The organism is Dyella koreensis (assembly GCF_044904565.1).
Taxonomy (GTDB): Bacteria; Pseudomonadota; Gammaproteobacteria; order Xanthomonadales; family Rhodanobacteraceae; genus Dyella_D; species Dyella_D koreensis.
On record NZ_JADIKD010000006.1, the window covers coordinates 137,778 to 150,130 of the forward strand.

General features: G+C 62.3%; 13 protein-coding genes. 8 read left to right on the forward strand and 5 right to left on the reverse strand.

Going from position 1 to position 12,353, the window contains the following annotated elements:
- Positions 1-62 precede the first annotated feature (62 nt).
- Positions 63-845 carry an SDR family NAD(P)-dependent oxidoreductase gene (locus ISS97_RS02540; protein WP_379984783.1) on the forward strand — a complete coding sequence of 261 codons (783 nt, stop codon included), beginning with the start codon at positions 63-65 and terminating at the stop codon, positions 843-845.
- A 43-nt stretch (positions 846-888) separates the two neighbouring features.
- Here the strand turns inward: ISS97_RS02540 and ISS97_RS02545 are convergent, their stop codons facing one another.
- The 3 genes from ISS97_RS02545 to ISS97_RS02555 all read right to left on the reverse strand — a co-directional run bounded on the left by ISS97_RS02545 (position 889) and on the right by ISS97_RS02555 (position 2,939).
- On the reverse strand, positions 889-1,458 hold the full coding sequence (locus ISS97_RS02545; protein WP_379984784.1) for a relaxation protein: 570 nt from the start codon (positions 1,456-1,458) through the stop codon (positions 889-891).
- Between the two features lie 98 nt (positions 1,459-1,556).
- The gene (locus ISS97_RS02550; RefSeq protein WP_379984785.1) at positions 1,557-1,988 is read right to left on the reverse strand and encodes a GFA family protein; all 432 of its coding nucleotides are present in this window, start codon (positions 1,986-1,988) and stop codon (positions 1,557-1,559) included.
- 42 nt (positions 1,989-2,030) lie between these two features.
- On the reverse strand, positions 2,031-2,939 hold the full coding sequence (locus ISS97_RS02555; RefSeq protein WP_379984786.1) for a LysR family transcriptional regulator: 909 nt from the start codon (positions 2,937-2,939) through the stop codon (positions 2,031-2,033).
- Between the two features lie 265 nt (positions 2,940-3,204).
- Between ISS97_RS02555 and ISS97_RS02560 the strand changes: the two genes are divergently transcribed.
- From ISS97_RS02560 to ISS97_RS02575, 4 genes are all read left to right on the forward strand, one after another.
- The gene (locus ISS97_RS02560; protein WP_379984787.1) at positions 3,205-4,407 is read left to right on the forward strand and encodes a serine hydrolase domain-containing protein; all 1,203 of its coding nucleotides are present in this window, start codon (positions 3,205-3,207) and stop codon (positions 4,405-4,407) included.
- Positions 4,404-5,597 carry an MFS transporter gene (locus ISS97_RS02565; RefSeq protein WP_379984788.1) on the forward strand — a complete coding sequence of 398 codons (1,194 nt, stop codon included), beginning with the start codon at positions 4,404-4,406 and terminating at the stop codon, positions 5,595-5,597. The genes ISS97_RS02560 and ISS97_RS02565 overlap by 4 nt, the downstream gene beginning before the upstream one ends.
- Before the next feature lie 236 nt (positions 5,598-5,833).
- The gene (locus tag ISS97_RS02570) at positions 5,834-6,496 is read left to right on the forward strand and encodes a glutathione S-transferase family protein (RefSeq protein ID WP_379984789.1); all 663 of its coding nucleotides are present in this window, start codon (positions 5,834-5,836) and stop codon (positions 6,494-6,496) included.
- A gap of 40 nt (positions 6,497-6,536) precedes the next feature.
- Complete coding sequence (locus tag ISS97_RS02575) at positions 6,537-7,244, forward strand: DUF899 family protein (RefSeq protein WP_379984790.1); 708 nt, start codon at positions 6,537-6,539, stop codon at positions 7,242-7,244.
- A gap of 60 nt (positions 7,245-7,304) precedes the next feature.
- Here the strand turns inward: ISS97_RS02575 and ISS97_RS02580 are convergent, their stop codons facing one another.
- The gene (locus tag ISS97_RS02580) at positions 7,305-8,285 is read right to left on the reverse strand and encodes an MBL fold metallo-hydrolase (protein WP_379984791.1); all 981 of its coding nucleotides are present in this window, start codon (positions 8,283-8,285) and stop codon (positions 7,305-7,307) included.
- A gap of 542 nt (positions 8,286-8,827) precedes the next feature.
- Here ISS97_RS02580 and ISS97_RS02585 point away from each other — a divergent pair.
- The gene (locus ISS97_RS02585; protein ID WP_379984792.1) at positions 8,828-9,673 is read left to right on the forward strand and encodes a S1 family peptidase; all 846 of its coding nucleotides are present in this window, start codon (positions 8,828-8,830) and stop codon (positions 9,671-9,673) included.
- A 158-nt stretch (positions 9,674-9,831) separates the two neighbouring features.
- Positions 9,832-11,175, forward strand: coding sequence for a M48 family metallopeptidase (locus ISS97_RS02590; protein WP_379984793.1), 1,344 nt, complete (start codon positions 9,832-9,834; stop codon positions 11,173-11,175).
- A gap of 132 nt (positions 11,176-11,307) precedes the next feature.
- On the opposite strand, the gene ISS97_RS02595 is transcribed toward ISS97_RS02590, so the two are convergent.
- Positions 11,308-11,739, reverse strand: a complete 432-nt coding sequence (locus ISS97_RS02595) for a type II 3-dehydroquinate dehydratase (RefSeq protein WP_379984794.1) — start codon at positions 11,737-11,739, stop codon at positions 11,308-11,310.
- Positions 11,740-11,960: 221 nt separating this feature from the next.
- On the opposite strand from ISS97_RS02595, the gene ISS97_RS02600 reads away from it, so the two are divergent.
- Positions 11,961-12,344 (forward strand): hypothetical protein, encoded by a 384-nt coding sequence (locus tag ISS97_RS02600; protein ID WP_379984795.1) that lies wholly within the window; start codon positions 11,961-11,963, stop codon positions 12,342-12,344.
- The last annotated feature ends 9 nt before the right edge of the window (positions 12,345-12,353 follow it).

Sequence of the window (12,353 nt, forward strand, 5' to 3'; positions counted from 1 at the left end):
CCAGATTGGGTGGCAAGCAGGGCGCTGGCCCTTCTCCCAACCCACTTTCGGAGCTCTCAAGCATGACTACGTCTACTTCTACCAATCACCCCGCCACCCTGACGGGCAAGGTCGCCCTGGTCACCGGTGCCAGTTCTGGCATCGGCCGCGCCGCCGCCCTGGAACTGGCGCGTCGCGGCGCCAAAGTGGTCGCCAGCGCGCGCCGGCAGGCCGAGATCGAGGCGCTGGTCGCCGAGATCCGCCAGGAAGGTTTCGAAGCCACCGCGGTGGTGGCCGATGTCAATGACGAATCCAGCGTGGTCGATCTGGTGGCCCGCGCGGTGGCGACCTATGGCCGTCTCGACATCGCCTTCAACAATGCCGGCACGGAGGGCGGCTTCACCCCGTTCGTGGAACAGAGCAACGAGGTGTACGACGCGATCTTCAACGCCAATGTGCGCGGCGTGTTCTGGTCGATGAAGCATCAGGCGCAGCAGATGCTGGCGCAGGGCGGCGGCGTGATCATCAACAACGCCTCGATGGGCGGCGTGATTGGGTTCGGCAACGCAGCGCTGTATATCGCCAGCAAACATGCCGTGCTCGGACTCACCAAGACCGCATCGATCGAGTGGTTCAAGCAAGGCGTGCGTGTCAACGCGATCTGCCCCGGCATCATCGATACCCCGTTCCAGGATCGCGTATGGCCCAGCGCCGAAGCCAAGCAGGCCTTCGCCAGCACCACGGTGCCCGGCCGCTCCGGCACACCGGAAGAAATGGCAAAAGTTGTGGCGTTTCTTGCCTCCGATGACGCGTCGTTCGTCTCCGGCCACGGCTTGCTTGCCGATGGTGGCTACTCGATCGCCTGAGTAGTGAATGCGCGGCGGGGGCGTGCATCGCTCCCGCCGCGCATCAGCGCTCTTTGATCGGCAGATACTCGCCCATGTTGCCGTAATGCTTGCCCTTGGCATCGACGCTGGCGCATAACCGGCCGTCGCAAAGCATTACGTCGGCGCCGTTATAGGCACGCATCATGTCGGCCGACAGCCGGTTGTCGCGGATCACGCTGGCGTAATGCGCCGACAGCCAGATGGCGCCGGCAAGCAGCAGCGCAAGACAACCCGCCGTGACGCCCAGCACCTTCCAGATCAACAGTTGGTGCGTGCGTTGCAAGTCCTGCAGCTGTTGCGTCAGCGCGTGCGTGCCCTGCTTGATCTCGACGCTGGCGGTGCGCAGACGCTGCTGATAATCGTCGACGGGATGCTGCAAGCCTTCTCTCACCCGGTCCAGCACCTGCAACGGCAAGGTTTGCAGCGAGCCATCGGCGGATTGCTTGATCACCGCGGGTAGTTGCTGGGCAAGCGTGTGCAGCGATTGGGTCAGCGAATGAAGTTCCTGCTCGATGGCGCCGCAGCGTTCTTCGAACTGCTCCACCAGTGTGGTGGTCTTGCTGATCAATGGGGCCAGGGCCTCCGGGTGCATCGCGTTTCTCCTTGGTAACCCGCCGCAGGTACATGTCCGTTCGACCGTAACAAGCGCAACCGGCATCGTCTGTAGGGGTTTACCCAAGGTTTGAGCCGCTACGGCGTCGTTCCCTCGTACGACACATTCCCGATCCAGTTGCGCTTTTGCCGCGCCAGGCGTTCCTGCTCGGTTTCGCCGTCGAAGGTCGCGGAGGTGTGGCGCAGAAGTGCTGGATCGACATTCTCGAACGTATTCACGTTGACGACGGCGTAGCGCTTGCCGTCGATCTCGCTGGTGACGACGGGCACCACGCCACAGGTAGCGCAGACATGAAAGCGCGCCACCTGGGTGCCGAAGGCGTACATCGATACGCGTGCGGGATCCTTGATGGCGATGCGCAGGGAGCCTGCGGGATTGGCAGTCCACACGTTGCCGTGGCGTGTGCAGAAGGAGCAGGTGCAGGCGCGCGCGGGAATCTCGGTGGGCTCCGGGTTCCAGTCGAGCGCGAAGGTGATGTTGCGGCAGTGGCAGCTTCCTGTGATGTGCATACGGCTCCCGGAAACGTGGGTGATGTGGGTGACGCGTTGGCATCAGACGGACTGATCGCAGGGCTCGCTGGTCAGCAATCGCTCGCTCATGAAATCGATAAAGGCGCGCAGTTTTGGCAGCATATGCCGGCCGGAGGGCCACAGCAGGTAGAAGGTGCCGCAGGCATTCACGTAGTCGTCGAGCACGGTTTGCAGCGCGCCGCTGGCGAGCGCGTCGCGCACGGCGTGCTCGGGCACGTAGGCGATGCCGCGTCCGCGCATGGCGAAACACACGCGTGTCGCGACGTCGTTGCACACCATCGACACCGGCAGGTTGGCGATGCCTTCCGCGCCGTCGCTGGGCAGCGGCCATAGTTCCAGCCGGCCGCTGCTGGGGTAGCGGTAGTGCATGCATTGATGCGTGGCGAGATCGGCGGGCGTGCGCGGCGTGCCGGCGCGTGCGAGGTAATCCGGTGAGGCGACGATGCAGCGGCGGAAGGTGCCGACGCGGCGCGCGCTGAGTCGCGAGTCCGTGGGCTCGGCCACGCGCAGCACGGCGTCGAAGCCTTCGGCGATCACGTCCACCATGCGGTCGTCGAAATCCAGGTCGAGCTGCACGCCCGGATAGGTCCGCATGAAATCCGACAGCACCGGCAGCACCAGGCTGCTCACCAGCGGCAGGCTCACGCGCAGTGTGCCGCGCGCTTCGCCGGCCTGCTGCGAAAGCTCGGTTTGCGCCAGCTCCACTTCCGTGAGGATGCGCCGGGCGCGCAGCAGGAATAGTTGGCCTTCTGCTGTCAGCGTGACGCTGCGCGTGCTGCGATGAAACAGCCGCACACCGAGCGTTTGCTCCAGCCGCGCGATGCTCTTGCCCACCGCCGAGGCCGAGATGCCGAGCAACCGGCCCGCGTCCACGAAGCTGCGGGTTTCGACTACCTGCACAAAGGTCTGGAGGCTGCTGAGGTTGTCCATGGGGATCTGGCCGGTGTCGAAGTTTCAGGTGCGCGCGTCTTTCCCCTCCCCCTGTTTACAGGGGGAGGTTGGGAGGGGGGGACTCTTGAGAAAACCTCGCCCGGGCGCTTTCTCAAGTACTCACCCCTCCCCAACCCTCCCCTGCGAGCAGGGGAGGGAGTTCTCATATTGCGGACATCAAAGTCCGTAAAGTAACGAACTCTACCCATCTTTTTCCTCTTTCCGCGACTGCCTAAGGTGGCGTATCCCCTCCTGAGGAACGCCGATGACTAGCCTCGAAGCCGCCGTTGCCCTGCCGCAACCTGTTGAATCCCCGCTGCAAACCGCCGTGGATGCGGCGCTGGACCAGGCTCTGCGCGAGCAGCGTCTGGTGGGGGCCGTGGTGCTTGTCCAGCACCGTGGCCGCTCTGTCTATCGCCACGCGGCCGGCTGGGCCGATCGCGAGGCGCAGCGCCCGATGCGCACGGATACATTGTTCCGGCTGGCCTCTGTCACCAAGCCCATCGTGACCGCGGCAGCCATGGCGCTGGTCAGTCAGGGCCGGCTGGATCTGGATGAGCCGGTGACGCGCTGGCTGCCCGCATTCCGGCCGGCGCTGCCCGATGGCTCGGTACCGACCATCACGCTGCGCCATCTGCTGAGTCATAGCGCGGGTCTGGGTTATCGCTTTCTCGACACCGAGATCGATGGTCCGCATGCGCGCGCGGGTGTATCGGATGGCATGGATGCCAGCGGCATAACGCTTGCCGATAACGTGCGCCGCATTGCCACGGTGCCGCTGCAATTTCCGCCGGGCGAAGGCTGGGCTTATTCGATCGGCATCGATGTGGTGGGCGCGGTGCTGGAAGCGGCATGCGGACAACCGCTCGATGCGATCGTGCGCGATCTGGTGTGCGCGCCGCTAGGCATGAGCGACACTGCGTTCCATGCGGTCGATCCCGCGCGCCTCGCCGTGCCGTATGTTTCCGACACGCCAGCGCCGCATGTGTTGCGCGAAGGCGAAGTGGTCGCGCCATTTCCCGACACGGCGGGCATTATCTACAGCCCTGCGCGTGCGCTGGATCGGAGCGCGTTTCCGTCGGGCGGCGCCGGCATGGTCGGTGTGGCCGACGATGTCATGACGCTGCTGGAAACGCTGCGCCGCGGCGGCGAGCCGTTGTTTGACGCGACGTGGGTGAGCGAGATGGGCCGCATCCAGACCGGCGACTACGGCCCGCCCGATGCGCCGGGCTGGGGCTTCGGCCTTGGTTTTTCGGTGCTGCACGATCCCGCGTTGACGGCCACGCCCGAAGCGCCAGGCACCTGGCGCTGGGGCGGCGCGTATGGCCATAGCTGGTTTGTGGATGGTGCGCGCGAGTTGAGCGTGGTGGCTTTCACCAACACCTTGTACGAAGGCATGTCGGGCAACTTCGTGGGGGAGCTGCGCGACGCGGTGTACGCCGGCCTTGCCAAGGAGATCGCGGCATGAGCGCGAACGAATGCGTGCTGGCGGACACCCGCTATGCCGAAACATCCGCGCCGCTGCCGTTGTGGGGTCTGCTGGCGCTGGCCTGCGCCGGTTTCATCACCGTGCTTACCGAGGCGGTGCCTGCGGGTCTGTTGCCTGCGATCAGCGCGGATCTCGGCATCAGTCAGTCGCTCGCCGGTCAATTGGTGACGGTGTATGCGCTCGGCTCCATCGGTGCGGCGATACCACTGGTGAAGCTCACGCGCACGTGGGCGCGGCGTCCCTTGCTGCTTGTGGCGATCGCCGGTTTTGCGCTGGTCAACGGACTCACTGCGTGGACGCATTCGTACCCGCTGATGTTGCTGACCCGCGCGCTGGCGGGCATCAGCGCGGGTCTGTTGTGGGCGCTGCTGGCGGGTTACGCGGGCCGTATCGTGGCGCCGCATCAGCAAGGCCGCGCAATGGCGGTGGCGATGGTGGGTATACCGGTGGCGTTGTCGCTGGGTATTCCGGCCGGCACATGGCTGGGACAGTTGCTGGGCTGGCGCTGGGTGTTCGGTTCGATGTCGCTGCTGAGTCTTGGCGTGGTGGCCTGGGCGCGTGCGGCGTTGCCGCCCTTGCCGGCGCGGACGGAACAGGCGCATGCGCGGTTGCGCGATGTGTTCGCCTTGCCGGGTTTGTCGTCGGTGCTGCTGGTGATGGTGTTGTTCGTACTGGCGCATAACCTGCTCTACACCTACATCGCACCGCTCGCCTCCCGCGCGGGTGCGGCGGATGTGTTGGATCGCGTGCTGCTGGTGTTTGGCGTGGCATCGCTGGCAGGCATCTCATTGGTGGGTAGCCTGATCGACCGCTGGATGCGTCCGCTGGCATGGCTCACGGTGGTGTTGTTCGGCGTAGCCGCGCTGGTGCTGGTGGCGTGGCCGGGTTCGATCACGGCGCTGTGCGTCGCTGCCGGCATCTGGGGCCTGGCTTTCGGCGGTTCGCCGACCTTGTTCCAGACCGCCGTGGCACGCCGCTCCGGACCGCAGGCGGATCTGGCGCAATCGCTGGTGGTGACGGGCTGGAACCTTTCCATTGCGGCGGGCGGGTTCTTTGGCGGGTGGATGTTGAAAACCTCGGGTGAGATCGCCTTGCCATGGGCTGCCGTGGCCCTGCTGGTGGCGGGTTTGTTGGTGGCTGTGCCAGCCAAGCGGGCGTGGGCGACCTGAGCAGTCGGCTTGGCTCCTCCCCCTGCCTGCAGGGGGAGGTTGGGAGGGGGTGAACCCTTGCGACAACCTCTCCCGATGCGCTTTCTCAAGTACTCACCCCTCCCCAGCCCTCCCCTGTCCCACAGGGACTAGCTTCGCGTCGCAAGTAGGGGAGGTAGCAAAGAGTGGATGTCGATTTGCCCGGACCCCGTTCGTCACCTAAGGGAGACAACCTATTCCAGCCAAAGCGACCCACCATGACCCTCAAGCTCTACGCCCACCCCTTCTCCTCCTACAGCCAGAAAGCATTGATCGCGCTGTACGAGAACGGCACTCCCTTCGAATGGCGCCTGCTGTCGGGCGAACACCCTGACGTACTGCAGGAGTTTGCGGCGATGTGGCCGATCCAGCGCTTCCCCGTGCTGGTGGATGGCGACCGCACCGTAACCGAAGCCACCACCATCATCGAATACCTCAGCCTGTATTACCCCGGCTCCGTCGCGTTGATGCCCGCGAAGGCGAGCGCCGCGCTCGAAGTGCGCAACATGGACCGCTTCTTCGACAACTACATCGCCACGCCGCAGCAGAAGGTCGTACACGACCGTATTCGCCCGGAAGGTACGAGCGACGACTACGGCGTCAGCGAAGCGCGACGCATGCTGGAAACTGCTTATGGCTGGCTGAACAAGGTGATGGCCAACCGCGAATGGGCGACCGGCGACCGCTTTACCCTGGCCGACTGTGGTGCGGCGCCGTTCCTGTTCTATGCGGACTGGACGCATCGCATCGATGCGGCATCGTTCCCGCATGTCGTGGCCTACCGGAAACGCTTGCTGGCGCGCCCCTCCGTCGCCCGCGCCGTAGACGAAGCGCGGCCGTACCGGTCATTTTTCCCATTGGGCGCGCCCGATCGCGATTGACCCTTCCACGTTTGTTCCTTTCAACCAAGGGAGACCGACGATGACTAAAGCCCCATCCCTCGTGCCAGCCACCGAACTGGCCCAGCGCAACCGCATGCGCATCCCCAACGAAAGCGCCGAATACCGCCGCGCGCGCACCGCGCTGCTCGCCGAAGAGATCGAACTGCGGCGCCATATCGAACGCGTCGCCGAACTGCGCCGCGCCCTGCCGCCCGGCGCCGAAGTCGCCAACACCTACCGTTTCCACGGCGAGAACGGCACGTTCGACCTCGCCGGCCTGTTCGGCGACAAACAGACACTGGTGGTTTACAGCTATATGTTCGGTCCGCAGCGCGAACGGCCCTGCCCCATGTGCAGCTCCATGATCGCCGCGTGGAATGGCGAGGCGCAGGATGTCGAGCAACGCGTGGCGCTCGCTATCGTCGCGCGCTCGCCTCTCGAAAAACTTGTGGCGTTCAAGAACGAGCGCGGCTGGCGCGACATCAAGCTCTATTCCGATGTCGACGGCAGCTACAGCCGCGACTATCAGGCCATCGCCGACGACGGTAGCGAGATTCCGCAGCTGCATGTCTTTACGCGTCGCGATGGAACCATCCGCCACTTCTGGAGCGGTGAGATGGGCGAGGAGACCGCCGATCCTGGCCAGGATCCGCGCGGTGCGCCCGATCCGATGCCGCTATGGGGCATTCTGGACATGACGCCCGAAGGGCGTGGAACGAATTGGTATCCGCGGTTGAATTACGACTGAGACGGGTGATGCGCGTTGCGCGCATGGGGCACGCAACGCGCATCGGCAACGGGTGCGCCGTCAGTGCAGCTCGGTGTAGCTCACCGGCAGCCAGCGATAGCCGGTGCCGTTCTTCTGGATATGGCCCAGGCCAGGGAAGGACATATGCTCGCCCGCGATGAGGTAGCCGTTCTTGGCCGCATCCGCCAGCAACTTCTCGCGCACGCCTTCCGCCGTATGGCTATCGACGTCGAAGTGGATGGTGACGGACGGCTGAGCGAGCTGCACCGCCTGCACGTGCATCACATCGCCCCACACCACCATCTTCTGGCCTTTGCTCTCCACCACGTAGCCGGTGTGGCCCGGCGTATGACCGTTTAACGCCATCGCACGCACGCCCGGAATCAGGTCGGTGTCGCCGTTGAACGGCTTGAAGTGATCGGCCTGGATATACGGCGTGAGCGACGCCACCGCGGCCTCGAAATGCTCCTTCTCATCCGCCGCAGCCTTGTCGAGGTTGGCCTTGCTCAGCCAGAAATCGGCGTCGCGCTTGTCGGCGCGCACCACGGCGTTGGGAAACACTCGCTTGCCGTTGTCCGACAGGCCGCCGACGTGGTCCGGGTGCATGTGAGTGATGTAGATCTCGTCCACCTGCTCCGGCCGGTAGCCACTAGCCTCCAGGCGCTCGACCAGCTTGCCGAGGTTGGCGCCAAAGAGATGGCCCGCGCCGGTATCGATCAGCACCAGCTTGTCACCGGTGTTGACGAGGAAGGCGTTGAAGCTCAGTTCGTAAGGCGGCAGCTGGAAAGCCGCGGCCAACGTCTGGCGTGTTTTCTCGGGCGTCGTGTTGGTCAGCAGTTTTTCGAAGGGTAGTGGCGTAGTGCCGTCGGACAGCGCCGTCACCTCGAAATCGCCCAGCATCATGCGGTAGTAACCCGGCGCGTTCGTCTTTGCCATGGGTGCCGACGCGTGGGCGGTATCGAAGGGGGCAGCGCCCGCCGTGATACCGAGCGCTATGGCCATGGCCAACGCCGCGCGCGCAAAAGTCATTCTCGTGCTCATCGTTTTGTTCCTTGGAGTGCGGGGTTCAACGGACGATCCATGGTTTGCGCGATTTGCAAAGCCGGCCACGGTCGCCGCGATAAGGGACAGCCAATACGATCTTGCGAATTCCCAACGAGCGGGATGCGACAGCTTGTGGGGGCGAGCGCGGCAAACCCAATACAGGTGGGCGAAGATGTGGCCGCGAATGTGATCCACGCCCATGAAGCGGGTTGGGCATCGACGGACATTGAGGTCGATGCCGGCTCACCACTAAAGTCGCGCTGCGCAGGGGATCTGCATCGCGCAGCCGCATGGATTTCTATCAGGGGATACCGCGCAGCGACGGTGAGTACTCGGCTTGATAGGTCGGATAATTTTGGGGTGTCCGCTTTCGACTTCGGCGGAAGCCGCAACCCAAAGCGGACGTTGCAACATGCGGCGGTGTGTCGCGTAACTCTATGATTTCGATGGTCACTGGTCTCGATCAAGAGATAGCACATTGTTTGCCCGGTCACCCGGGAGTCATGTCTATGATTCTGGAGAACGATGAGGATGAATAAATGAAATGGAGTCTCGCCTTTTGCCTGTTGGCTGTATCGACCGCTGCCGGCGCCGTTATCACCAGGGCAGATGTTGATGATGCCAAGTATCGAGCCTCGGCTTCGGCATTCCCTGCGCTGGTAGACATGCCTGGAGAGGGGCATGGCGTCTTAATTGCGCCTCAGTGGGTCGTAACCGCAGCACACGCAGCGCCAATGCAAGGCATGGAAGACGAAGTAGCGATCGGCGGTGTGGCGCGCAAGATCAAACGTGTCATCACGTATCCCGGCTACAAGAAACTGCCCAACCAGCTAGTCACGGAGGCATTGGCGTCCGGCGACCTATCGAAGATATCTGCATTTCTCGCATCGTCTAACGATATCGCGCTGATCGAACTTGCGTCGCCAGTGACGGATGTAACTCCTATTTCTCTCTATCGCGGGAACAAAGAACTGGGGATGGCGGTAGAGCTTGTGGGCAAGGGCGCCACAGGGAATGGCACCAAAGGCCAGGATGCCCACAGCGCGCATCGCACCGTTCTGCGCCGCGCTTTCAATGTGATCGTGGGAGACGACGCACGCTATGTTTGGTATCGATTTGACCCGCCGCCGTCCGCCCTGCCGCTCGAAGGCATCACGGGGAGCGGTGACAGCGGCGGCCCCTTGCTCGTCGGGGACGGGAGTTCAAGGCAACTCGTCGGGCTGGCCTCTTGGAGCAAATATCCACCGGACCATCCCTTTTGGAAAACATGGGCGCCGGATCGCCCGTTCGTGGAGGGCCTGTACGGCGAAGTGGTGTACGCCGTTCGCGTCTCAAGCTACATCCCATGGATACAAGGCGTGATGTCTGCAAGCGCTGAACGGTAATGTCCGCTTTCGACCCGAAGCGGACCTTAGCTACCACCATTCAATCACGCATGACGAGAAGTTCGGTTACTACAACGTATCCGAGCCGACGTTAGACGATGCTAGCTGACGGCTGCGGCACGAAATCTTGGGTCCACTTCAGATGAGAGGGGGCGTCAATGAAACAGGTCTTGGCATTCATGTTGGTGGTTGTTTTGATGCTGGTAAGCATCGCCGCCACCGCGCATCAAGTTGCGGGTGCCATACCTGTGGCCGCGTCGAACACTTTGCCGCCCTCGGTTGCGCACTTTGATGCCGACGTGGCAACTAATGCCTATCTTGCGCAGCTGTCGCCCGAAGCAAAAGCCAAGTCTGATGCGTACTTCGAAGGCGGCTACTGGTTGATGCTATGGGACTTGTTGTGGGCGTTAGGTGTCGCGTGGCTATTGCTTGGCACGCGGTTGTCGGTGCGCGTGCGTGACCGCGTTGAGCGCCTGACGCGTTTTCGCTGGCTGCAAACCATGATCTACGCGGTGCCATATCTTGTGCTGACGACGGTGCTTACGTTGCCGCTGACCTTCTATGAAGGCTATGTGCGCGAACATCAGTACGGTCTTTCCAACCAGGATGTCGGCCAATGGCTCGGCGATCAGGCCAAGTCATTGATGGTCACGCTGATCTTCGGCACGGTGTTGCTGGCGATGATCTACGCGGTCATTCGAAAGGCCGGGCGTACGTGGTGGATATGGGCTGCGGGCATAGGTGTGGCGTTCGTCATTTTTTCCACCACCATCCAGCCGGTATATATCGACCCCCTTTTCAATACCTACAAATCGTTGCCCGACACGCCACTTAAGGCGGAGATTCTTTCCATGGCCCGCGCTAATGGCATTCCTGCCGCGAATGTCTATGAGTACGACGCATCTCGGCGAAGCAGCGTCGTTAGCGCCAACGTCAGTGGGCTGTTTGGTACCACTCGCATCAATCTCAATGACAACCTCATCAATCGCAGTACGATCGCTCAGATAGAGGGCGTACTTGGCCACGAGATGGGCCACTACGTTCTCAATCACTACTACAAGTTCATCCTGGCGCTTGGCGTGATCATCGTGATCGTCTTTGCCCTGGTGAACTGGAGTCTTGGCTGGATGCTGCGGTCGTGGGGAGCACGATGGGGCATTCGTGATGCCGGGGATGTCGCTGGTATGCCGTTACTTGTCGCATTGCTCACGTTGTTCTTTTTTATTTCCACGCCGGCGAGAAACACGGTGACGCGCACCATCGAAACAGAGGCCGATATCTTTGGCCTGAACGCAGCGCGTGAACCCGATGGTGTCGCGCAAGTGTACGTAGCGCTATCCAAATCCCGAAAAATGTGCCCGAGTCCGGCCGAGGAGTTCATCTTCTTTGATCACCCCAGTGGCTGGAATCGAATCCATCGCGCCATGGTCTGGAAAGGTGAGCACTTGGGCGATCCGGATATCCGTGCGCAGGATGCAACGGCACCCTTGGGGGCGCGTTGATTCAATAGCGAAGCTGTAGACATGTGCCGCCTGACTTCGAGGGCGACGAAGTTACCAATCATGCGCAGTATTCCGGCGCGGCACTTGCATCGAGAGCGGCCTAGCTGCTGATCACAGACCGCGCGCCGATCGTCAGGCGGCTGCGGCTACGCCATCCTCGCTCAGCTGCCGCAGGGCGATACCCAGCGCGATCTGGTAGCTGGTGCCAAGGTCGCCGTTGATGATGATGGTGGCTAGCGGCGCGCTGTGTGAGCCATCGCGGGTTTCCAGTGTGGCGACGGTGTCGTCGTGTACTTCGATATAGGGCGTGTCGAGTTCATCGAGTGCATCGCCGAGGCCGGCTTCCGGATGTCCTTGTACTTCCTGCGTGAGTTCACCGGGATCGAGCAGCATGAACTCCGTACTCTGCGGCTTCACCGCGCGCACGCGGGCAACGAAATCCCGCAGCCCGCCGCAGGGGCACAGTTCCAGGGTGCGGCCCGCCGCGTGCGCCAGTTGCTGCAGATGGTTGAGCAGTTCACCGCTGATGGAACGTGTGGTGGCGTGGGGCCCCTGGATAATCATGATGCTCAAGACGGTGCGGCCATGGCGCTAGGAAGCGGATGCGGCATGGTGTGGCCGGCAGGAGTAAAGGCGCTACGCATGGATGGCGGTTTTGCGTAAATTCTGCGCAATCTCTGGGGCATTGTTTGATATCCGGGGAATGATTGCTCTCAGGGCAATTCGAATCTATTGTCCGCTTGCAACAAAGAAACCAACCTAAGCTCATTAGAAAGGGAGGCGGAATGAGTTTTCGTCATAAAGCACTTGTCCTCGCGTCATCTTTAGCGATGAGTGCGGCTGCTGGCGCAGCGACTTGCCCTGACGGCACACAGTGCAGCGGCGCGCACATCAACAACATTCTTGTGAACTGGAATGACGGTAGTGGTCCTTACTCCGTGAAAGTGAGGTTCGATTTTCTGGCTGGTTTGACCTGCAATACGTTTGGATCAAATTACAATGAGGTGAAACTGCTATCGACTGATCCGGCGTTCGAAAGCAAGTACGCCATGTTGCTATCGGCGCAGGCTACAGGTCGTTTGATCTGGTTCACAATTAGCAATCCGATCGGCTCGGCAGGGAATCCCGATGGCACCGCGGCGTGTCAGTTTCAGATGATCGCGACTTGAGGCCATTGG

What these genes read in the sequence shown, in the direction of transcription:
- ISS97_RS02540 (WP_379984783.1), top strand. Translation starts at nt 63, where the DNA reads ATGACTACGTCTACTTCTACCAATCACCCCGCCACCCTGACGGGCAAG.
- ISS97_RS02545 (WP_379984784.1), bottom strand. Translation starts at nt 1,458, where the DNA reads ATGCACCCGGAGGCCCTGGCCCCATTGATCAGCAAGACCACCACACTG.
- ISS97_RS02550 (WP_379984785.1), bottom strand. Translation starts at nt 1,988, where the DNA reads ATGCACATCACAGGAAGCTGCCACTGCCGCAACATCACCTTCGCGCTC.
- ISS97_RS02555 (WP_379984786.1), bottom strand. Translation starts at nt 2,939, where the DNA reads ATGGACAACCTCAGCAGCCTCCAGACCTTTGTGCAGGTAGTCGAAACC.
- ISS97_RS02560 (WP_379984787.1), top strand. Translation starts at nt 3,205, where the DNA reads ATGACTAGCCTCGAAGCCGCCGTTGCCCTGCCGCAACCTGTTGAATCC.
- ISS97_RS02565 (WP_379984788.1), top strand. Translation starts at nt 4,404, where the DNA reads ATGAGCGCGAACGAATGCGTGCTGGCGGACACCCGCTATGCCGAAACA.
- ISS97_RS02570 (WP_379984789.1), top strand. Translation starts at nt 5,834, where the DNA reads ATGACCCTCAAGCTCTACGCCCACCCCTTCTCCTCCTACAGCCAGAAA.
- ISS97_RS02575 (WP_379984790.1), top strand. Translation starts at nt 6,537, where the DNA reads ATGACTAAAGCCCCATCCCTCGTGCCAGCCACCGAACTGGCCCAGCGC.
- ISS97_RS02580 (WP_379984791.1), bottom strand. Translation starts at nt 8,285, where the DNA reads ATGAGCACGAGAATGACTTTTGCGCGCGCGGCGTTGGCCATGGCCATA.
- ISS97_RS02585 (WP_379984792.1), top strand. Translation starts at nt 8,828, where the DNA reads ATGAAATGGAGTCTCGCCTTTTGCCTGTTGGCTGTATCGACCGCTGCC.
- ISS97_RS02590 (WP_379984793.1), top strand. Translation starts at nt 9,832, where the DNA reads ATGAAACAGGTCTTGGCATTCATGTTGGTGGTTGTTTTGATGCTGGTA.
- ISS97_RS02595 (WP_379984794.1), bottom strand. Translation starts at nt 11,739, where the DNA reads ATGATTATCCAGGGGCCCCACGCCACCACACGTTCCATCAGCGGTGAA.
- ISS97_RS02600 (WP_379984795.1), top strand. Translation starts at nt 11,961, where the DNA reads ATGAGTTTTCGTCATAAAGCACTTGTCCTCGCGTCATCTTTAGCGATG.